Origin of the sequence: Winogradskyella wichelsiae (assembly GCF_013403925.1) — a bacterium.
GTDB classification, from domain to species: Bacteria; Bacteroidota; Bacteroidia; order Flavobacteriales; family Flavobacteriaceae; genus Winogradskyella; species Winogradskyella wichelsiae.
On the sequence record NZ_JABFDJ010000001.1, the window covers coordinates 110,152 to 131,579 of the forward strand.

Consider the following 21,428-nt stretch of genomic DNA (forward strand, 5'->3'; position numbering starts at 1 on the left):
ACTCCTTTTTGGTTTTTAGTTTGTAACTTCTTTCAGTATTTCTTAAACCTTCCTCTTCTTTACATAACATCAATATTTTAAAGACTTAGTTTTCCTTTTTGAATAAGGTCCACATGAGACCTAACGCCACAATGACATCTACCCCATTCCATAGTTCTCTTCCTAAGGCTATTTTGAAAAAGGGTTGAAAAAGCAAGGCTAGTGCTCCGTAAATTATCATTTCGGTTTTGTTATCTTTTTCATTAGCATTATAAGCCAAAAAACCAAACCCTATTAATGCCGCAAACCGCACTAATTGATAGAAGCTATAGGGCATATCTAGCAAGCATAACCCTAACAGGATTACCAATGTTATTTTTATAAGGACTTCTTTATGCATTGTTTTGTTTAAAGCTGTAACCGTATTAACTTTTGTGTTTACATTACTTTGGCTGCTAAGTATTTTTGCACCTCGTACACATCGATACTTTTATTGAATTTTTTGCTTACGGATGGTAAGTTTTCACTTGATATCCAGATTTTAAGCTCGGCATCTAAGTCGAACGTCCCAGAGGTTTCTAAAGAGAATCTTGAAATACTTTTATAAGGCATAGACTTGTATTCTACTTTACTGCCGGTAATGCCTTGTACGTCTATAAGAATTAAGCGTTTGTTGGTGAACATGAACACGTCTCTAAAGAGTTTAAAACCGAGTTCTATTTGCTCATTATCGGTTAATAAGCGTCCGTATTTTTCGTTAAGTTGCTCTGTTGATGCTTGGCTTGCGTTGCCTAATATTTTGTTGAATAATCCCATAGTCTGTTTTGTTTATTTAATATGCTCTAAATTTAAAAATCCTTATCCTTTTTTATCCTTATCCATTATTTTTTTTTGCAGGTATGAATACAATCTATAAGATCACTTAATGTTGGTAGCACCTGCCACTGCTATTTTTGGTTTTTCGTTTGCAACGGTTACCGGCTTTTGTTTTCCCTGTACATTGGGTTGCTGTGGTATTTTTAGAAGCCGTATTTGTTGGTGTTGTGTTATTCGATTTGAGAGTTGATGGCTTTGTATTACTGGCTGTTGGCTTACATACTTTACAAGCTGCATAACCTAAAGCGATTGCTTTTTTTAAATCGATCTCTTTTTTAGAATACTTAAGATATCGGCAATTCGTTTTATGATACTTCTCGCCTGTTTGCGTTGTGTATACCGATTGAGCTACTGCAATAGAACTAAAAGTAAAAGTTAAAAAAAATAATAAAAGCCTTACTTGTTTCATTATTTAACCTTCTTTTTTTTATTACTTCTCCAAAGCCATGGTGCTATAGGTTTAGGATCATTCCAAAGGCCTGTTTTGTCTTTACGCGCTGTATCTTCTATATCTTGTAATGTAGCATCGTTAGAATACTTTACATAGTGCCAGGCATACCCTGCTTTTAATAACTCTTTACTTAGATTTTTATCTTTATCATAAATGACATTGGCTATATACCTGCCATAACGATCTTTACTTAACACTACAATCTCTATATTTTTGCCAAAAATAGCATCTGAAGCAAATTGTTTTGCACGGTTAGAGAACGGTTGTTTTCGTTCTGGGCAATCTATATTTGCTAAACGGACTCTGATTAAAGTAGAATCTTTTTGTAAAAGTTTAAACGTATCACCGTCTGTGATTGCGGTTACTTTTCCTGAAATTATTGTTTCTTTTACAGTATTAAAACTACTGGATGTTAATAGCAATATTATAAATGTGACTAAAGCCAACCAAGTCTTTTGCATTGTGTTGATTATAAGGTTAAATATATTACAATTGTAATGCTTATTTTTTTAAAATAAAGTTTTTAATAAGATTATCCAGGTTAGATGGTAATTCAGCTGTTTTAATAGCATAATGCTTTACTTTCATTTTATCAAACCAATCTGACCAGTATTTTTTCACAACATATTCTCCGAATAAATTATTTTTATCTGGATTAATGCCTAAAACTAATAGCTAAAACAATCTCTCCCTTCTTCCTAAAAGCTCTCTTTAAAAGGGTGAAAAAAGTGTTTATTTCCAAAACCTAAATTGGTCGATAACTTCATTAACAGAACTTAACCATTTGCTAATAGCTAATGCTATTTCTGAATCCATTGATCTACCTAAAATATAAATCGTAAACAGTAAATAAATCGTTAACAACAAAATAGCACTTGTAACCCCCATTTTTCTGTTCGTTATATAAATAACAAAAGCGACAAGGGTTAAAATGAATAATAAAATTCTTAATTCTGAAATATTTACTACTGTTTCGGGACTCATTTGAATTGGTCCATAAATTAAAGTAAACAAGAATAATGGAAAACCAAGCGCAAAACACACATCAAAAATATTACTTCCTAATGCATTAGATACAGCATCATCGTAATTCCCTTTTTTAGCATCCTTCATGGATAAAATAGTATCAGGAACACTTGTTGCTGCGCTCGCTAAAATAACTGCAATGAAATAAATAGGAATATCTAATTCATCTCCTAACCATTCACAAGACTTCACTAATAATAAACATGCGGCTCCAATTATAAACATCGCAAAGATCAGAAGACTCCAGCCATTTTTAGTATTAATAGCCCCTCTTACAAATACAGGTTCCAAGTCTAAAGTTATTAAACTTACAAACACGCTTTTATCATTACCGTTTAATTCTTCACTTTCATCTTCTAGTTCTTCAATATTATTACTGTCCTCTGATGATTTCATCGTAGTAAGCATGTAAACAGCATAAATAGCATAAAGTGTCATTAAAATCAATCCATGAAACCAATTTAAGGTATCGCCTCCTAAAAGGAAAATTAAAATAAACTCACAAATTAATAATGAAATACCATCTCTATACAACACTTTTTTAGAAACCTCAACACTAGAGGTTACACGTTTCAAAACCACCACCAAGATAACCACAGCCGGGATAATCATACCATTAAAAATAGCACTCCCCGCAGTAGTGCCAATACCACCAGCGAAACCATCTTTATCTTTTAAAATAAACAAGAAAAAGAGTGTTGTAAATAATTCAGGCATTGACGACCCAATTGCATTAATTGTAGCTCCTCTAACACCATCGCTTAGGTTTCTTCCTAAATACTCTGAAGCAGCTTCAAAACCGTCACTTGCCCTCCAAATAATTATACAGCATAAAATTATAAGTAATATTGAAAATAATATCATAATGAAAAAATGTTAGTTGTTATTGGTTATTGGTTATAGTTACGGTTGCTATTTTGCCACCTTTTTTAGTTGTAAATAATATTTTTTTACCCTCTGTTAAAACAATACTTCCGCCAATAGGTATTTTCTTATCGTCAGTAATATCTTTTAAACTATCTAAGTGTTCATTGACAAAGAGCCATTGACTATTATGAAATGTAAAATATCCTTGTCTTTTTTTATCAGCATCAGAAAGTCTTTCATTACGTATTAAATCCTTATTTGCATGCCATTTATGAAATGTTGTATTATTATAAACTACAAGTCTTTGGTTTTCTGGTTTCCAAACCCCTTCTTTGAATTGGTAGAAAAAATCTAAAACAGGAATACTATTACTATATTTTGTTTTACAAAAAGGACACTTTGTTACTTTAGAATTATCAAAAATGAACCATTCTTGTTCGCAATTAGAATTACTGCACTTTAGCTTTAAGTCATCCGTTTTTATCAAAGCTTGCTCCCACATTTCTGCAGGAGGACGTTCTCTAGGATTATGAAGTCCTTTTATAAACGCCAAATCAAAAAGTTCTTTAAGGTATGGTCCTGCTATTGTATAAGGTATTGCGTTTAAATCCGTCCACGGATGAAATTTTTTAATGTTATCGCCATATTCCCTTTTAAAATTCCGATTACTATTATCTGTTGGATGCTCAATGAATAAAGATTTGGACCCCATAAGTAAATCCTCTTCTTGATCTGATTCCATATTACCAAAAAAATTCCCACCTCTTAACGGGTGTCTATAAAACAAATACATATAAATCAATACCGCTAATGCGTGCAAGTCGGTTAATCTACTTGGAAGTTTTCTATTAGGGTCGGAAACGCTTAAGTGCTTTGTCTCAATAACCTCAGGAGCAATAAAGTCTGCAGTACCTATTACGTCAGGCGGAAACAACCCAGGCACCACTAATCCATCAATATCTATAATGGCTGCAGATTTAGAAACGGGGTCAATTAACACATTATTATAAGACAAATCTGAATGTGCTAATCCTGCTGAATGTAATCTTTTAACACCCCTTGCAATGTTTACATTCACTTGAAAATATCCTAGCCAATTACCTAATTCCTTTCTATCTAAATTTAATTTTGATGCTTTGGTTCTAAATTTTGCACTTGCAAACCATTTCCCATTCTTCTCTTTACCTTTTAATATGGGAAAGCTCTCATAACCTTTTGCAAAAAAAAAGTTTTTATTATAAGTAGGAACAATAACACCAACTTTACCATTTTGCTCAATAACATCTGTTGGCCATGCATAAATATTTTTATAATAATCTCCTCCTTCTCTATTAAAAAAACTATCATAGTAAACCGTCACTATTTTTTTTAGCCTTTCTACAGAATTAAAGTCTTGTTTATCTCTAAAAATAGCAACAACATAAGTCTTATCAGGACTAAAATAAACATCCTTCATCCCCCCCCTCATGGGTTCTCCGTTATTAACAAATTGGTATGATTTAGATTTATTTATAATAGAATATACAGTTTCTGTACTCATAATTATGTTTAATAAATAATTGATAAAGTTCTGTCATCATGGTTACCTTTACTCCAAAAGTCCATCCAATTACTCAAGCTCTTCAAGCTTTCTTCTGCATTTTCTTCAAAATCAATCTTAACACCAGTTTCATTTGCTCCTTCTAAGTCTGAAATAAACTCGAGCCACTTATCGGTTTTTTCTAGATTAGCTTCTACTTCGAATTTAGCGTCGTAAATACCATCCGTCATAAGAAATAAGAATGAAAAATCTGATTCAATTTGGATAGAGAATCTACTCCCCATTCTATCAGAATGAAATATTTCCGGCTGAGTAACAAAGCGAGTACCACCACCAAATTCCCCAACATCTAACCAATTAAGCAATTTTGCTTTAGATCTATCTTGATTAACAATGCCTATAGGGCAATCACCAACACTAAATGTGAGAATGACATAACCTATTTTAAACTTTTTGAAAATGCTAACTATGAGGGTTGAATGAAAATATTCTGCTGGATATTTATATTTTTTTTGCTCAAAAACTAAAGGTGTTTCTTTTAATATTTCTTCTGCTTTTGCGTGTATTCTGTTATGCGTAAAAGTAATAGACTTGTATATCGATTTGACAGCTTTAGTTTTAGCTAAATTCCACCTCTCTTCATCTTTTGTTTCTGAAAAATTTTCTATCTCATCCTCAAAACCAATTAAATCCCTAAAAGACAAATGATTATCAAAATATTCAATAACAGAATTACATGCCATTTTAGATCCTTCTCTAGACAAAGGTGCACTACCCGCTCCGTCTGAAACTGAAACAATAGACCAACCTGTTTTTTTATAGTACTTATAGGCTTCATGATCATCTCTAAAACTACCTACATTTTGATGTGATCTTCCTCTTTTAGAACAAGTAATTATCGATTTCTCTCCCAATTTATCAAAAGAAGAATAATCATCCTCTTTCCAAAAAACAGCTTCTCTATCGCTCGGTAAGTTTTTCCAAAGCGACTTTGGATCTGGATTAACGACAAAATTCATTATTCTTATATTATCCTTTATGGAGTCATTTTGCCCAATCACCTTGAATAAAATATCAAACTCAAAATCCCCGCTATCTATCGGTATACCTTTGATAGTCATAGTCGTCTGATTAAATTTCAAACCTACTTTTTCTAATCCTAGGATATTAAAACTCTCTAAATTATTAATCTCCAAAAAGTTATCATCAAAAGAATAATTATATTCAACTCCATAATTACCATTAGGCATTTGGATCCCTAAATTATTAAAATGTATTATTCTACTATTTATTTGCCATTTTTCCATAATATTTTGCTGAGTTTTAAAGATTGAATCAAATTCTACAGCTATATTATGTTCAGATATAAAACTTTGTATTGAATCTTTTGACACCTTACTTGTATTGATTCCTTTTTTTGAAAGTAAAACAATTAAATTCTCTATAGTTTTTTCTTCCATCTAACCTAATGTTCTATTAACATCAAAATCTCCAGAACCAGATGTATAATGCCCTTTATTACCACATGAAGGACATGTAGAAACTTCCTCATTGCCAATACAATGAATTTGACCACATTGGCATACTGCAAAAGCTGTTTGATTACCACAACTTGGACAAGTTGGCACACCAACTAACTCTTCTGTATTTACTGTTAAATTCAATTTTTTTCCATCTGATAACTCTGTATAAGTTTCATCAACAAGAAATGCTCCTTTTAATTTATAAATCTTTGTTGCTAACTCAATACCCGCAAAATTGGAAGGTTTTATTTTCCTCTCATATTTCATTAAGTACTTTTTAGTTGTGTTTTGACATAAACCTGAGAGCACCACAAAATTATCATCAATACTTACTGAGTTATCTTTCTTAGTAATATCAATTGCAGAAAGGTTTTCAGTATCTGTTTTTGTTAATTCAAACGAAGACTTAGATTCTATATTCTCACTATTCGTTTTAATTGAAGCAGTAACCCATGCAATAAATTCCTTAAAACTATTCGCATCTGTTTTTTCTAGCTTAAGGACATTTTCTGATAGTTTACTTAGAAGACTAATATCGGCTCCATTACCAACTGAAATTGAAACTAGGTTTGAAGATTTTCTCCATTTATTATTCCATTCCTGAATAACTTTAGTCGTATTATCTGTTGGTACACCATCTGTTAATAAGAAAATTATGGGTTTCCAATCTCCTTTTGTTTCAGCTGTAGTCTTAACAATATTTTGTCTTAACTCATACATTAAATGACCTAACCCTTTACTTAAAGACGTGCCACTTCCGATCGGAAACTTTGGTGGATAAAAACTAATAACATCCTGTAATGGCACTAATGTTTTTGCTTCACCAGCAAAAACAATTATAGAAATCCAAACAGTTTCTAATGCTACAGGATCTGTCTTAAGCTCCTTAATTATAGTTGCAATTCCATCTTGAACCTGTTGAATAGGGTCTCCAACCATAGACTCTGAAACATCAATTAAAAAATAAATAGGTAATCTTCTCATTATTAGGAATTTAAAATAATAATTAGTAATAGTATTAATAAAACAATTTGAGAGGTATCAATAAAAAGATTCACACCTATTTTGTAAGGCTTAAATAATGTTTTTAGAAAATTTAAGACAGGCTTAAAAATTGATTTTATTATGGTAAAAATTTTTAAATATTTTTCTGAAATTTGATTTTCAAAAGAACCTACCTTACTATAAATAAATAGAGATACTATAAGCACAGCTAGTAAAAATTTAAATATGATCATCAAACAACAATTATATCTTCTGAAGGCGGAGGAGGCAATGTAATTTGATCTTTTGTCCCCATGCTTTTATTGCCTTGCTCAATAGTATCTGAAACCCAAAGAAAAAACTGTTTTAAAGTATTGCTATCTGCAGTTTGTAAGTGTACGACTGTATCTGTTAATTCTTTTAATCTTTCATCATCTGCTTTGTGTCCAGCTGCGCAACCAACTAAAGCCCCCCAGTTAATCCCTTTCACCATTGGAATAACCCTATTATACGCCTGTACATCAGAAGGTTTTCCATCGGTAAAAAGAAAAAGAAGAGGCTTCCAATCTCCTTTTTGCTCTGAGTCTCCTTTTTTCACGTCCCTTTTTACTTTTTGAAGTAAAAATTCTAACGCTTTACCCGTAAAAGTTGGACCGCTTTCTGGACAAATTATTTCAGGTAATTGAAAAGATTGCAAATCAGTTAATGGTACTAATTCTTTTATTACCGCATCAAAAGTTATGATACTTAACCAAAGTGTTTCTGAAGCTTGTGGATCTGACCTTAATGTATTCACCATTCCACTTAAAGCATTATTTAAAGCTACAATAGGTTCGCCTTTCATTGAACCTGATGTATCCAATAAAAAATATACTGGAAGTCTCCTCATAATGTTAGTTCAATAATTTTTGTAAAGATTCAGGTAAAACACCTAAAGTCTTTTTTAAACTTTCTAATAAAGCTTTTTCGGTATCATCTAGTTTTCCATCTCCCTGTATTTGCTCAAGTAAATAAGAAGCCTCGTCTGCATCTATTTCTCCATTTGAATCATCATCATCTAAAACAAAACTACTTATTGCTTTAATAAACAAATCTTTCCAGCTACTATGATTGGCTTTCTCTGATACCGCATCATTAAGATCAAATAAAAAATCAGCTTCTTCTTTATCTATTTTTCCGTCTGCATATATAATAGATTCTATTTCTTTAACCTCTGCTGCATCAATAATACCGTCTTCTAATATTTCTTCTTTTAAAATTTTTAATGATTTCATATTCTTATATTTTTATATTACAATGTTTAACTCTGATGGTGGTGGTGGTAGTTCATTCATTCCAGAACTCTCAGATCCTGATTCTTCAACTTTAGAAGAAGAAACTCCGATTGAAGCTGTTACCCAAGCAAAAAACTTTGATATACTTGGACCATCAGCAATATCAAGACTAACCACATTTTCTGTTATTCTTTTTAAAGTGGAAGTATCAGCTCCATTACCTGCTGCACATGCTACAATAAAGGCTGTTTTACGTTTTTTAATTTCATCTAAACCTCTTTGTATGTCATCTGTTGGTATCCCATCTGTCATTATAAAGACTAAAGGCTTCCAGTCTCCTTTGCTTTCTGCTGTAGTTGTAGCAACTTCTTTGTCAATACAAGTACTAACAAGCTCTAACGCACTCCCTAATGAAGTAGTTCCTGAAGCATTTAAATCTGGACTTTGAAATGTAGATAAATCTGTTAACGGTACCACCTGTTGTGCTGTAGAATTAAAAGTGATGATACTTAAATATGCTGTTTCAATTGCTTGAGGATTTTGACGTAAGGAACTGATCATTATCTGGACTCCGTTTCTTACTGCCTCAATTGGTTCTCCCATCATTGAGCCAGAAGTGTCTATTAATAGGTATACAGGTAGCCTTCTCATTATATATACTTATTAATAATTGTTGCTAATGTTCCTTTTAACTCTCTATCAGCTGTTGGCTCTCCAATGGCACTAAATTTCCATTCATTATTTCTTTTGTAAAGCTTGCCCATTACCATTGAAACGTACCCTCTAAAACTTGAGTCTGTAGCAATATCGTATGTAGCTACAATATTATTAACCCTAGTTGGTGTCCCTTCATAAAGCCTAATTGCCGCAAAAGGCACAGTCTCAAAATCCTGCCCCTTAAAACTATTTAAGAAGAACACTACTTGATCTACATTTTGTGGTATCCTAGATAAGTTAACACTAATTATTTCATTATCTAATCCATCATCTCCATCTGTATCACCTACTAAATCATCACCACTATGATTTATTGATCCATCTTTAGATTTTAATTGCCCAAAATAAACCACATCCAAAAGATTGTTGTTTTCATCAAAGAGTGCACAGCTTGCATCTAAATCAACAGCAACTTTTTTAGTACCGAAGAACCCTTTTTTTTGAATCATCCCCCAATTAACACCGACACAGAAATTGGTTAAAGCATCACCTGATTTTTTTCTTAAATCAATTTTTTGACCTTTCGCTAAGTTTATACTCATTTTTTTTACTTTTTAATAATTTGAATATTAATTATATTTATTTAAAAACTCTTCAAGGCCACCTTTAACACCTGTACCGATAGCTTCAAACTTCCATTCGCCATTTCTTTTATAAATTCTACCAAATTCAACGGCTGTTTCTACTGAAAAATCTTCATCCAATTCAAATTTCATTAATTCTGTATTTGATAGGTCGTCCACAATTCTAACAAAAGCATTTCTTACCTGTCCAAAATTTTGTTTTCTAGCTTCATAATCATCTATAGTAACCACAATACAAATCTCTGTAGCACCTGAATCTATTTTGGATAAATCAATTATTACAGATTCATCATCCCCATCGCCTTCACCTGTTCTGTTATCTCCTGTGTGTTCTACCGCACCATTTGGTGATATTAGGTTGTTATAAAAAATAAAATGTTTGTCTGATAATATTTTCTTATTTTCTCCTAAAATGAAAATAGACGCATCTAAATCAAAATCCACACCTGTAGCTGTTTCATTTGTGTCCCAACCTAGGCCTACCGTGAACTTGCCACTCGATAAAGTTTCTCTTTGCCCTTTTTTTAAATTAATTGCCATATATTATTTATTTATTATTTAATCACCTCTCCACTGTAATGCTTTCCGACGAAATATGATAAATCTTCTTTGTAGCCTATACCCGAAGCTTCAAACTTCCATTTATCATTTCTTTTGTATAATCTCCCAAATTCAACAGCTGTTTCTACTGAAAAATCTTCATCAAGCTCGTACATAGCAACCACTTCGCCTGTTATATCATTAACAATACGCACATATGAATTTCTTACCTGACCAAAATTTTGTTTTCTGGCCTCATAATCTTCAATAGTCACTACAATTAATATTTCATTCGTGTTTTTTGGTAATTTTGATAAATCTACAATCACTGCCTCGTCATCATCTCCTTCGCTTGAAGAGCCGTCAGGATCATCACCTGTATGTCTAATTCCATATTCTCCACTAGTGCATCCATGTTTATTACAAGGATCGCTTTCGTTGTGGCCTAACCCACATAAATTATTGTAAAAAATAAAATGATTTTCTTTTTCTAATTTCCTGTCTTTATTTAATAAGAATGCAGAGGCGTCCAAATCAAAATCATGACCAGTACCTTCATTTGGATCCCATCCTAAACCAATTGTTAGCTTTGAAAGACCTAAATCAATTTTTTGTCCTTTTTGTAAGTTAATTGCCATTGTTATTTGCTTTTCTAAAAAAATTAAATTAGTAAGAGGTTCAAACTTATAACCAAAAAAAAAGAGAACCTTACGGTTTCCCGTAAGCCCTCTTTTTTATTAAAAATAATTATTGTTATCACTATTTTTTTTTTCGTAATGGCCTAATTAAGAGGTATGACATTTATTTGAACACGTTTTGCACCCCTTGCTTCTGCTATAATATTTCTTTGCTTCCACAACTGCCGAATAATAGGCTAAGTATGTTCCTAAATATTTCTTTCTTGAAATTTTACTCAACCAATAACACCCTTCTTTATGAACCTCATGATCACCATTGTTTTGAGCTGTTTCATTTACATTATACTTTGACATCGTTTATAAGTTTAAATCAACAACTAAAACAAACCTAAAACTATTAAAAATCAAACCCTTACAGAAACCCTCAATTGAATAAAAATAAAAAAAGAGGAATGAAATATGACTTGATTTCATTCCTCTAAAGTGTTCACTGATATTATTAGCCACCAACTATTATTTCGTCTGACGGAGGTGTTGTTGGGGGTGTTGTTGGCGGCGGTGGCGGTGGTATTTCTCCATTTTCACCACAACAAGCTTGCGGGGCTGCTTCATCTATCATATTTTCTGGATTACATGATAAAAAAACTGAATTAAGGAAAACCGTAAGTATTATAACATATATTTTTTTCATTTTGCTTTGTGTTAAAATTGAACAATAGTGTGGCTGTCCGAGAAATTCTCAGATAGATTGTTGGACTGCTACACAGACTATTTTTGAGGTAGAAACCTCTATTAAGGGAAGTATGAAATTGAGACGTAAAAAGCGCATTACCTTCCCAAAATATTGCGGCTAATTACATTACGATTTCATTATAGAATTGCTATTCGTAAGTCTCATTACGAGTGAGACGGTTATCAATTCTGAAGCAAATGAATGGGTTTTATTTAGGAAACTATGGAAATCCTTTGGAAAGGATATGGAAAAGAAATTCCACATTATTTCCATTATGAATTAGTAACTTTAAATCCTTTTAAATCAATAAAATGCATAAAAAATTACTTATAAAAGCTTTTAAAAAGGCAGGAGAAGACATTAAAACAGAAAGCGTATCACCAAGGGCACAATTACTCTCTGATTTTATTTTAGAAGATAGTAAAGCTCCGTATGGTGAGCGTATACTACGTGATAATTACAATAAACTAACTCATGATTCGGAAGCAGAGATTCGCTTAAAAAAACATGCAGAAACTGCACTGAGTCATTATTTAGGTTATACTGATTATCTTGATTTTGTAGACAAGCATAAGCCGCCAATACGACCAACCCCTTTACACCAGGAGTCAGCACCTCTTAAGGCCAAGCGAACTTATGGTCCTAAGCTGCTTGTCCTATTTCTATTATTATTAGTTATTGGAACCCTTGCCTATCGTTATACGACCAGACAACGCTGGATGATTTGGGAAGAAGATCATTATGTAGAAGTGAACTTTGATGTTGAGAAGCACTCCCTTAATCAATTGAAAATTTATAAAGAAGAACGCATTAAGCTGTTTAAGAAAGTGACGCCTGCTTGTGACTATTTATTTTTTGATAAACTTGGTAACGTTAGATTATGGTATGGGAAGAATAAAGAAAAAGATTTGGATTATTTTACCAGCTTAGGTTTACACCCTGAAACGGGAAAAACACTGAAACCCATAACATCCTACATGATTCAGAAATATATATGTCCCCATTGATTCAATTTAACCGAAAAACTATTGTACGCTATACCTGTTGCTATTTACTTTTAGTGCTGGTGTTGCTTACGATAGAGACCTAAAAAAACATCTCATTTTCGACATCTTTAACTACATCCGTTTATCTGAGCTCCCGGCAGGAAAGGTCAATAAATTAAACATGGCTCGCATTCTGGATCTGACGCGCTCTCCGTATTTATCCTCTATTTCTTCAGCGTTGAGGTTTGTTGTTAAATGTGTTTTAATCCCTTTTTCTTTGAATAGATCGTAACGTGATAATAGAATTTCGCCCATAACATTACAGTCTTTTCCGTAATGCCTTCCGATATGCTCTACCCCCAAATCATCAAAACAGTATACTTTGTTGTCGCTGTAATCTTCAATCATTTTAAAGCCTAAGCTGTTAAAACCAAAGACGATATTTCGCGCTGGTATGACGTTATAACTTTTTCTGTGGGGTACTAGATATTGCAATAATTTTAGTAAAGTTGTTTTACCACAGCCTACTGGACCCGATAGTAGAATTCCTTTTGCGGTATCGATATTTAATTTTTGACAGTAGTCGTGATCTTGGATAAAATAGCTCGCTAATTTTAGTAAGAGCCGATGGTCGTCTTCGTAGATTTTGAAATTTTCACCAAAGCATATTTTCCCTTTTGCATCTAGGTAAGTGCGTATTTTAGGAAAATCGTAAACAATGGATTTACCATCAAAACTGCCTAACTGAAATTGTGTAGCACCTTCGTAAATGATACTCGGATTCTTTACATTATATGTGCTAGCTATTTTTGTCATTTTGGAATTCATTTAATAGATTCCCGCCTTCGCGGGAACTAAAGTGGTTGGTTATAATTTTTATTTCTGATTGTATGTAGGTTGTCTTTGATTTGGGACTGTCGTTTATCATTTGTTCTCGTATCTCGACTGCGCTCGATATGACCTGCTCGAACTGACAACTCCTCTGCTTTTAGCATCCAATTTTTAGCAGAAGCGTGCCAATCTTCCATTTTAATCTTCCCGCCAATTTTCCAGCCTATAGCGCAATAATGATTATAGAATTTTTGAGCTTCTATTTCTGGCCATTTTTCTTTTTTAAAAAATTCTAAAACTTCATTTTCATTTTTAGGCTGCGGTAGTTTATAACTGTTTTCTATTGTTTGTATATGTTTATTAGAAGGTACCAGTGCTTGTCCTTGATTTGGGACACCTAAGTCTAGTGCTTGTCCAGAGGTTGTCTCGAATTTGAGCATCTTAATAATTGATCCTTTGAATGGGTTATGTGATGGTTCATAAACAAGGTATTTATAATGGTGCAACTCTTTGGTGCAGCGATGGTATGTCGATTTTGAACCTATTTTAGATAGCTTCATTATATCGTCTCGGTTAACGTGAAAGCTGTTTCTAAACCGATTGTAGTTCCACACCTGAAAAAAGGCTAGATATAAACTAATATGCGTGGGATTAAGTCTACTGTCTTTTGAGAACAGACTAAATACTGCGTTGAGGTGCTTGATGTAATTAACTTCTGCCACAACATCTCTTATGAAGCGACACGATTATCTTTGAGTACTTTTAAAATTTCGTCATACTCGTAGAGTATAATGCCTCCAATTTTTGTGTAGGGCAGCGTCCCATTGATTCTTAAATTTTGTAATGTTCCTGGACTCACTTGAAGCATTTCCATCACCTCTGCAGATTTCAGGTATTTCTTTGGTGTTGCTGCAGGGTTTTCAGTAAGTAGCTTTTTTAACTCTCCGAATAATTGCATTTTGAAGTCGTAAAGGTCCTCTGTAGTTAAGATTGTTGTTGCCATTGTAGAATTTGTTTTAATGGTTATTAAAATGGTTAAAGATCCCCCTTTGGGAGGTTCCGCATTAAGTGCGAGATAACTTAAAGTACTACCATATTGAGTTTTTACTCTCTATGATAGCACTTAGGTTAATTTAGTTCACGAACTTTTCTATTTTAATAAACAGATGTTCATGAATCTATCGATTTGACTTTCGTTCTACAAAGCTGCTATTATTTGCGTGGTTTTCTTCGGTATGCGTTCGGTAGTACCGAAGTAATTTAACAGTTAAGACTTGTGATTTTATGCCCCTATATATTGCCTTTATTTAGCATTGTCAAGGTCTATGCGTTTTTCAAGACTCATTTTTAATTGATCTAAAAATTTAGTGGTGTCCTTCTCTCTATTCTTGATTTCAGCATAGGTTTTATAGACGTTATTTAGGTTGAGATCGAATAACTCAGCACATACTTCTACCATTTTACTAATTTCCACTTGTCCGTTTCTGATGGATCCGGCACTATGTAATGCGTACATTAATTCTACTAAATCTGTTTTTGAAGCCGTCCATGAAAGATCGCAAGACATCAATGGATTGTGCTCTTCTCTTTTCATATTTATGTTTTGATTTGTTAGCGCATGAAGTTCTTTTTGATAATACACGGATAATAAATCATAACAAACAACTTGGGCCGCCAGATTATCGTGACTGGTTGAGAATTCTGGATCCGAAAAATAATGCGATGTATCTACAGGGAAATTTAATTTACAATCGCCTCGAACGAAATAAATATGATCTAGAGACGAGCTATTATGTTTGATATAATGAAAAAATTCGAGGTTTCGGATCTTCTGTTTCTCTAATTCGTCTATTAATAAACACACATATTTTGCTTGTTTTTTGATGCCCGCATTAGGCCTCTCAAAAATAAACTGTCTTATTTTTGAGAAGTATTTAATACGACCATTGACAAATGGTTTTATAACTTTAAAGAAGTAAATTTCTGCTTCTTGATTAAATAGACATTCTTTTGTTCTTAATAGTACCCTTAATTGATTTAACGTATTTATTGAAAGTTCTAATTCTTGCGTTAAAACATTGATGTCTTGTAGGTTTTGATTTTTGTTTTGCTCGAGCTGGTTTTTATACTGCTCAACGATTGGGGTGATGTGTAGCATAGATAGGGTTTTAAATAAACCCCATAAATTATGCAAGATTTTATGAAACTCAAAACAAAAACCAAATTAAACGTCTAAATGACAGAAATTTAGCTACTTCATTCAATCTGATTTTTTCATTTTTGTTTCTTTATTTTTAAGATCTAAGATGTCTTTTAAGGCCTTCATATCACCACTCACTTTATGTTCTAAAACACGTGCGTAAATTTGAGTGCTTGAAATCTTAGTATGGCCTAATAACTTAGAAACGGTTTCTATAGGGACTCCGTTTGACAGGGTTATTGTTGTTGCAAACGTATGCCGCGCCATATGAAACGTGAGATTCTTTTCGATGCCTACGAAGTTGGCCACCTCTTTTAAGTAAACATTTAGTTTCTCGTTTGTCATTATAGGAAGAAGTGATTCTGTTACTTTTGTTACCGGATGGTCTTTGTATTTGGTTATGATTTCTAATGCTTTCCCTAACAATGGTACTTTTACTATTGTATTGGTTTTTTGTCTTTTGGTCATGATCCAGTTTCCCCCATCCATACCTAATACTAAATGACTCGATGTGAGATTCATTAGGTCTACATAACTGATCCCTGTATAACAGCTAAAAACGAATAAGTCGCGCACGCGATCTAAACGTTTTGAAATAAAAACCTTGTCTTCAAGGTTTTTTAATTCGACTTCAGACAGAAACTCTCTGTTTGTTTTGTCATAAGTCATTTTCCATCTTACAAAAGGGTCTCGGTCCATCCATTCTAAGTGATAGGCTAACGTTACAACTTTTCGTAAGCGTTGTATGTGTTTCATTCTGGTATTATTACTTAGTGCTTTGGGATGACCTACTGGCCATATATCACAAAGGAATAGTTCGAAATGACTTAAGAATTCAAAATTGAGTTGGCTGAGGTGGATGTCAGTGGTGCTTTTTTTCTTCTCCAGGAACTTAAACACGTAATTTTCCGTAATGCCGAAGTTCCTAATGGAACCAGATGCAAGTGTATTTGCTATTTTCTGACTGTGATAACTAAAAATATTTTTCAAGGATTTACTTTCTTGATTATCTCCTGTGTAAAGTGATTTAATCAGTTTTGCTGTAATAAGTTCGTCTTTAAATTTTAAGTCTTGATAGATTTGGAAGAGTTTTGTGCTAACTTCCTCAATGTAAAAGTTAATTTGCTTTGATTGTGCAGAGGTGCCTTTTGCTTTTTTCTTTTTAGCATCCCATAAAGAAACTGGAACTCTTTTTTTTAAACTAAGGTTTACTCTTTTTCCATCTACAGTAATTCTAATGTAGAGTGATGCTTCATTGTTGATTGCTCTTGTGGTTTGTAACCAGAAGAATGTTGAAAATGTGTGTTTTGTACGCATAGTTGTCGTCTTTAGATATTAAACATCGTTAGGACGAAAGTCAAATCAACTGTACTCTTTCAAAACTGTTATTTTTTCAAAGTGTCTGCTAAGCAGACACTTTGAAGTCTGCTATCCGAATAGCAAACCATTTAAGTTGAAATAGAATCAAATTAAATGATTGGCTAAAAACCAGAAAACCACTCAAATCATAGTGATTGAGTGGTTTTAGTAAGAATTTATATTCTTTAAAGTGACCTCGACTGGATTCAAACCAGTAACCTCTTGAGCCGTAATCAAGTGCGCTATTCAGTTGCGCCACGAGGCCTTTTTTTGTGGGTGCAAATATAACACTTTTATTTAAATACAACCAAATTTTTATTCTTATTTTTGAAATATGATTTCTAAAGAATTACTTGAACCTTTTAACTACCTATTCGATTCCGAAATAATCGACAATATTGCTAATGTTGCCTTACTCAAAAGTTTCCGAAAATCGGATATTATTATAGATATTGGTCAAGAATTAAACTTCATCCCGTTACTTATAAAAGGAAACATAAAAGTTTTAAGAGAAGACCCTAATGGTGACGAGCTCTTATTATATGTTTTAGAGTCTGGAGATACTTGTGCTATGTCTTTAACGTGCTGCATGGTAAAATCTGTAAGCAAAATTCGTGCAATTGCAGATGAGGATGTCACTGTTATAATGATACCTATCGCAAATATGAAACTTTGGTTTAACTCTAATGAAAGCTGGAGGAGTTTTATATTACAAAGTTATCAAGTCCGTTTTGACGAAATGTTAGAAACCATAGATACACTTGCGTTTATGAAAATGGACCAACGCCTATTTAAATACCTCACAGATCAAGTAAAATTAACAGCCTCGACAAGCTTAGAAGTCACGCATCAAGAAATAGCAGAAGACCTAAACACCTCTAGAGTAGTCGTTTCTCGCTTATTAAAACAATTAGAAAGAGAAAATAAAATTGAGCTTGGCCGAAACAAAATTCTTGTATTAGATTTTTAGTAACATTTATCACACAGTCTAAATTACAGAACTCTATTTTTGCATCAAATTAAATTTATGGAATATATTTCACAACCTTGGCCATGGTATGTCTCTGGTCCATGTATTGCAATTATCATGTTTTTACTTCTTTATTTTGGAAGAACTTTCGGAATGTCGTCTAATCTTAGAACGATGTGTGCTATTGGTGGTGCAGGAAAACGTATTGATTTTTTCAAATTCGATTGGAAAAGTCAACGTTGGAATTTAGTCGTGGTACTGGGAGCTATTGTTGGTGGCTTTATTGCACAATATGTCTTATCTAATCCCAATCCCATAGATTTAAGTCAAAATACAATTACGGATTTAAAAGCTCTTGGTTTTGAAAATGCAGGAGAAAATCTTTTACCACCAGAATTATTTAGCTGGGATGCTGTTTTATCTATCAAAGGTCTATCTCTTCTTCTTATTGGAGGAATTCTTGTTGGTTTTGGTACGAGATACGCTGGCGGTTGCACATCTGGACATGCAATAACAGGCTTAAGCAGCTTACAACTACCTTCACTTATAGCTGTTATTGGCTTCTTTTTAGGAGGTTTAATTATGATTCATCTTATTTTTCCAATACTATTTTAATTATGAGTAAGTATATAAAGTTCTTTTTAGTCGGTATCTTTTTCGGAATTGTTTTAGTGAAATCTGAAGCCGTTTCATGGTATCGAATTTATGAAATGTTTAAATTTCAATCCTTTCACATGTTTGGTATTATTGGTACTGCTGTTGCAACAGGTGTTATTATACTTTTAATTTCGAAAGCTCGCAAGGTGAAAAATACAGAAGGAACAGATTTAAAAGTTCCATTAAAAGCTCGTGGATTCACACGCTATATTTTAGGAGGAACAATCTTTGGTTTAGGTTGGGCCCTAAGTGGAGCATGCCCTGGACCAATGTATATTTTAATTGGTACTGGTGCATTTTCAATCTTAGTTGTAATTATAGGCGCTTTAATAGGAACCTATTTTTACGGATTAATCATGAAAAAATTACCACACTAAATGGAACTTGTTGAAATATTAGGATACATAGGTGCTCTTATGGTAGGACTCGTTTTAGGCTTAATTGGCGGAGGTGGCTCTATTTTAACGGTTCCTATTTTGGTTTATTTTTTAGGATTTAGTCCTATTGTTGCTACAGGCTACTCTCTTTTTGTTGTAGGAAGCACTTCATTGATAGGTACTTTACGAAACTTTAAAAAAAATAATATCGATTTTAAAACCGCTCTTGTCTTTGCTATACCATCGATAATAACCGTATTTATGGTAAGAAGCTTAGTCATACCTAACTTACCCGAAGTGTTATTTTCAATTGGAAGTTTCCAACTCACCAATTCGCTTTTTATAATGTTATTATTTGCTTTAATTATGCTTTTAGCAGGTTGGTCTATGATAAAATCTAAGGATATAAATACCGAAAGCGTCGTAAAGCAATTTGATAACACACATTATTTTGCTATAGGAACACAAGCTATCGGAATCGGAACTTTAGTTGGCTTAGTTGGTGCTGGCGGAGGTTTCCTAATTGTACCCGCTTTAGTTTTACTCGTAAAATTGCCTATAAAAAAAGCAATTAGTACTTCGTTATTTATTATTTCTATACAATCCCTAATTGGTTTTTTAGGTGATTTAAACACTTTAATTATCGATTGGAAGTTTCTGCTTACATTTACTTTTATTTCTATTCTTGGAATTTTTATCGGCTTAACGCTTTCAAAAAAACTAAGCCCAAAAGGCTTAAAAAGAGGCTTTGGATATTTTACTATTTTTATGGCGACCTATATCGTTTACAAGGAACTCTTTTAGTACACTGTAACAATTATCACAGTGTAAAAATTGAAGTTTATTAATTTTACAAAACATAATACAATTTATAAATGAAAATTGAACAATTATATACAGGCTGTTTAGCACAAGGTGCTTATTATATTGAATCTGAAGGTGAAGTTGCTATAATTGATCCACTAAGAGAAACACAGCAATATATTGATAAAGCAAACTCTAATAATGCCAAAATTAAATATATTTTAGAAACTCATTTTCATGCTGATTTCGTTTCTGGTCACGTAGATTTAGCACAACAAACAGGAGCTACTATTGTTTTTGGACCTGGAGCTACAACTGAATATGATATTCTTTCAGCTAAAGATGGGGAAGAATTAAAACTAGGAAATATTACGATAAAGGTTTTACATACTCCTGGTCACACTTTAGAATCTGCTACCTATTTATTAATTGACGAAAACGAAAAAAATCATGCGATATTTTCTGGTGACACACTATTTTTAGGCGATGTTGGTCGTCCAGATTTAGCAATCAAATCTGACTTAACAAAAGAAGATTTAGCCGAAATGCTTTTCGATTCTTTAAGAACAAAAATTATGCCTTTAGCTGACGATGTTATTGTATATCCTGCTCATGGCGCTGGTTCTGCTTGTGGAAAAAATTTAAGCAAAGAAACTATTGGCGTTTTAGGTGAACAGAAAAAAACAAATTATGCTCTACGCGCCGATATGACCAAAGCTGAATTTGTTAAGGAAGTTCTTGACGGTATTGCTCCACCACCACAATATTTCGCAAAAAATGCCATGATGAATAAAATGGGGTACGATGCTTTTGAAACTGTTTTAAAAACTGGTGATGTCGCTCTTAACCCTGATCAATTTGAAGCTGTTGCAAATCAAGAATCAGCTTTAGTTTTAGATGTAAGGTCTCAAGCAGATTTTATAGTTGGTCATATCCCTAATTCAATTTTTATTGGACTTAACGGACAATTTGCTCCGTGGGTTGGTGCTTTAATTAAGGACCTAAAACAACCGATTGTTTTAGTTGTTCCTCAAGGAAAATCTACAGAAGCTGTTACTAGATTGTCTCGCGTGGGTTATGATAATACTTTAGGCTATCTTGAAGGTGGATTAGAAGCTTGGAAAAAAGCAGGTAAAGATATTTCTATTCTAGATTCCATATCTGCTGAAGAATTTGCAAAAAGAGCAAAAGCAAATAAGCTTCATATTTTAGATGTTCGTAAAGATGGTGAATATCAATCTACACATTTAGAAGAAGCGACACATTTTTCATTAGACGTAATTAATGAAAACATGGATAAAATTAATAAGGATGACACCTATTATGTGCATTGTGCAGGTGGCTATCGTTCTGTAATTGCAGAATCGATACTAAAAGCGAGAGGTTTCAATAACCTAATTGATATTGCTGGCGGATTTGGAGCTATTAAAAATACGGATTTAAAGACAACTGATTTTGTTTGTCCTTCTACCTTATAAGAGGTTATTTTTTTAGACAGAACCTCAATTATAT

25 protein-coding genes and 1 tRNA gene are annotated in these 21,428 nt (G+C 33.0%); 6 read left to right on the forward strand and 20 right to left on the reverse strand.

Features of this window, described 5'->3' with window-relative positions:
* Positions 1-85 precede the first annotated feature (85 nt).
* The 14 genes from HM985_RS00500 to HM985_RS00565 form a co-directional block, all read right to left on the reverse strand.
* Positions 86-379, reverse strand: a complete 294-nt coding sequence (locus HM985_RS00500; protein ID WP_179374354.1) for a DUF6804 family protein — start codon at positions 377-379, stop codon at positions 86-88.
* A 38-nt stretch (positions 380-417) separates the two neighbouring features.
* Positions 418-795, reverse strand: a complete 378-nt coding sequence (locus tag HM985_RS00505) for a PH domain-containing protein (protein ID WP_179374355.1) — start codon at positions 793-795, stop codon at positions 418-420.
* Positions 796-901: 106 nt separating this feature from the next.
* On the reverse strand, positions 902-1,264 hold the full coding sequence (locus HM985_RS00510) for a hypothetical protein (protein WP_179374356.1): 363 nt from the start codon (positions 1,262-1,264) through the stop codon (positions 902-904).
* Positions 1,264-1,767, reverse strand: coding sequence for a thermonuclease family protein (locus HM985_RS00515; protein ID WP_179374357.1), 504 nt, complete (start codon positions 1,765-1,767; stop codon positions 1,264-1,266). The genes HM985_RS00510 and HM985_RS00515 overlap by 1 nt, the downstream gene beginning before the upstream one ends.
* Before the next feature lie 271 nt (positions 1,768-2,038).
* Entirely contained in the window at positions 2,039-3,196 is a 1,158-nt protein-coding gene (locus HM985_RS00520) for a sodium:calcium antiporter (protein WP_179374358.1), read from the reverse strand.
* Between the two features lie 19 nt (positions 3,197-3,215).
* Positions 3,216-4,739 carry a helix-hairpin-helix domain-containing protein gene (locus HM985_RS00525; protein ID WP_179374359.1) on the reverse strand — a complete coding sequence of 508 codons (1,524 nt, stop codon included), beginning with the start codon at positions 4,737-4,739 and terminating at the stop codon, positions 3,216-3,218.
* 8 nt (positions 4,740-4,747) lie between these two features.
* On the reverse strand, positions 4,748-6,199 hold the full coding sequence (locus HM985_RS00530) for a protein phosphatase 2C domain-containing protein (protein WP_179374360.1): 1,452 nt from the start codon (positions 6,197-6,199) through the stop codon (positions 4,748-4,750).
* Positions 6,200-7,246 (reverse strand): TerY-C metal binding domain-containing protein, encoded by a 1,047-nt coding sequence (locus HM985_RS00535; protein WP_179374361.1) that lies wholly within the window; start codon positions 7,244-7,246, stop codon positions 6,200-6,202.
* A gap of 253 nt (positions 7,247-7,499) precedes the next feature.
* Positions 7,500-8,135 (reverse strand): vWA domain-containing protein, encoded by a 636-nt coding sequence (locus tag HM985_RS00540; RefSeq protein ID WP_179374362.1) that lies wholly within the window; start codon positions 8,133-8,135, stop codon positions 7,500-7,502.
* Positions 8,136-8,139: 4 nt separating this feature from the next.
* Positions 8,140-8,520: a TerB family tellurite resistance protein gene (locus HM985_RS00545; protein ID WP_179374363.1), complete on the reverse strand. Its 381-nt coding sequence runs from the start codon at positions 8,518-8,520 to the stop codon at positions 8,140-8,142.
* Between the two features lie 12 nt (positions 8,521-8,532).
* Positions 8,533-9,171 carry a vWA domain-containing protein gene (locus HM985_RS00550; protein ID WP_179374364.1) on the reverse strand — a complete coding sequence of 213 codons (639 nt, stop codon included), beginning with the start codon at positions 9,169-9,171 and terminating at the stop codon, positions 8,533-8,535.
* Positions 9,171-9,779, reverse strand: coding sequence for a TerD family protein (locus HM985_RS00555; protein ID WP_179374365.1), 609 nt, complete (start codon positions 9,777-9,779; stop codon positions 9,171-9,173). Before HM985_RS00555 ends, HM985_RS00550 begins: the two co-directional genes overlap by 1 nt.
* Positions 9,780-9,806: 27 nt before the next feature.
* On the reverse strand, positions 9,807-10,361 hold the full coding sequence (locus HM985_RS00560; protein WP_179374366.1) for a TerD family protein: 555 nt from the start codon (positions 10,359-10,361) through the stop codon (positions 9,807-9,809).
* 14 nt (positions 10,362-10,375) lie between these two features.
* Positions 10,376-10,999 carry a TerD family protein gene (locus tag HM985_RS00565; protein ID WP_179374367.1) on the reverse strand — a complete coding sequence of 208 codons (624 nt, stop codon included), beginning with the start codon at positions 10,997-10,999 and terminating at the stop codon, positions 10,376-10,378.
* Positions 11,000-12,043: 1,044 nt separating this feature from the next.
* Between HM985_RS00565 and HM985_RS00570 the strand changes: the two genes are divergently transcribed.
* On the forward strand, positions 12,044-12,739 hold the full coding sequence (locus tag HM985_RS00570; protein ID WP_179374368.1) for a hypothetical protein: 696 nt from the start codon (positions 12,044-12,046) through the stop codon (positions 12,737-12,739).
* Positions 12,740-12,850: 111 nt separating this feature from the next.
* Here HM985_RS00570 and HM985_RS00575 read toward each other — a convergent pair whose 3' ends face one another.
* The 6 genes from HM985_RS00575 to HM985_RS00600 all read right to left on the reverse strand — a co-directional run bounded on the left by HM985_RS00575 (position 12,851) and on the right by HM985_RS00600 (position 17,373).
* Positions 12,851-13,534, reverse strand: coding sequence for a P-loop NTPase family protein (locus HM985_RS00575; protein ID WP_179374369.1), 684 nt, complete (start codon positions 13,532-13,534; stop codon positions 12,851-12,853).
* Positions 13,535-13,572: 38 nt separating this feature from the next.
* Complete coding sequence (locus HM985_RS17190; protein WP_246284864.1) at positions 13,573-13,989, reverse strand: hypothetical protein; 417 nt, start codon at positions 13,987-13,989, stop codon at positions 13,573-13,575.
* 290 nt (positions 13,990-14,279) lie between these two features.
* Positions 14,280-14,552: a helix-turn-helix domain-containing protein gene (locus HM985_RS00585; RefSeq protein WP_179374371.1), complete on the reverse strand. Its 273-nt coding sequence runs from the start codon at positions 14,550-14,552 to the stop codon at positions 14,280-14,282.
* A gap of 300 nt (positions 14,553-14,852) precedes the next feature.
* Entirely contained in the window at positions 14,853-15,707 is an 855-nt protein-coding gene (locus tag HM985_RS00590; RefSeq protein WP_179374372.1) for an RteC domain-containing protein, read from the reverse strand.
* 102 nt (positions 15,708-15,809) lie between these two features.
* The gene (locus HM985_RS00595) at positions 15,810-17,066 is read right to left on the reverse strand and encodes a site-specific integrase (RefSeq protein WP_179374373.1); all 1,257 of its coding nucleotides are present in this window, start codon (positions 17,064-17,066) and stop codon (positions 15,810-15,812) included.
* A gap of 233 nt (positions 17,067-17,299) precedes the next feature.
* Positions 17,300-17,373 (reverse strand) — tRNA-Arg (locus HM985_RS00600).
* 69 nt (positions 17,374-17,442) lie between these two features.
* On the opposite strand from HM985_RS00600, the gene HM985_RS00605 reads away from it, so the two are divergent.
* The 5 genes from HM985_RS00605 to HM985_RS00625 all read left to right on the forward strand — a co-directional run bounded on the left by HM985_RS00605 (position 17,443) and on the right by HM985_RS00625 (position 21,394).
* Positions 17,443-18,078 (forward strand): Crp/Fnr family transcriptional regulator, encoded by a 636-nt coding sequence (locus HM985_RS00605; protein ID WP_179374374.1) that lies wholly within the window; start codon positions 17,443-17,445, stop codon positions 18,076-18,078.
* A gap of 57 nt (positions 18,079-18,135) precedes the next feature.
* Positions 18,136-18,693, forward strand: coding sequence for a YeeE/YedE family protein (locus HM985_RS00610; protein ID WP_179374375.1), 558 nt, complete (start codon positions 18,136-18,138; stop codon positions 18,691-18,693).
* A gap of 2 nt (positions 18,694-18,695) precedes the next feature.
* Complete coding sequence (locus tag HM985_RS00615; protein ID WP_179374376.1) at positions 18,696-19,112, forward strand: DUF6691 family protein; 417 nt, start codon at positions 18,696-18,698, stop codon at positions 19,110-19,112.
* Positions 19,113-19,916, forward strand: a complete 804-nt coding sequence (locus HM985_RS00620; protein ID WP_179374377.1) for a sulfite exporter TauE/SafE family protein — start codon at positions 19,113-19,115, stop codon at positions 19,914-19,916.
* Between the two features lie 71 nt (positions 19,917-19,987).
* On the forward strand, positions 19,988-21,394 hold the full coding sequence (locus HM985_RS00625) for an MBL fold metallo-hydrolase (protein WP_179374378.1): 1,407 nt from the start codon (positions 19,988-19,990) through the stop codon (positions 21,392-21,394).
* Positions 21,395-21,428 lie beyond the last annotated feature (34 nt).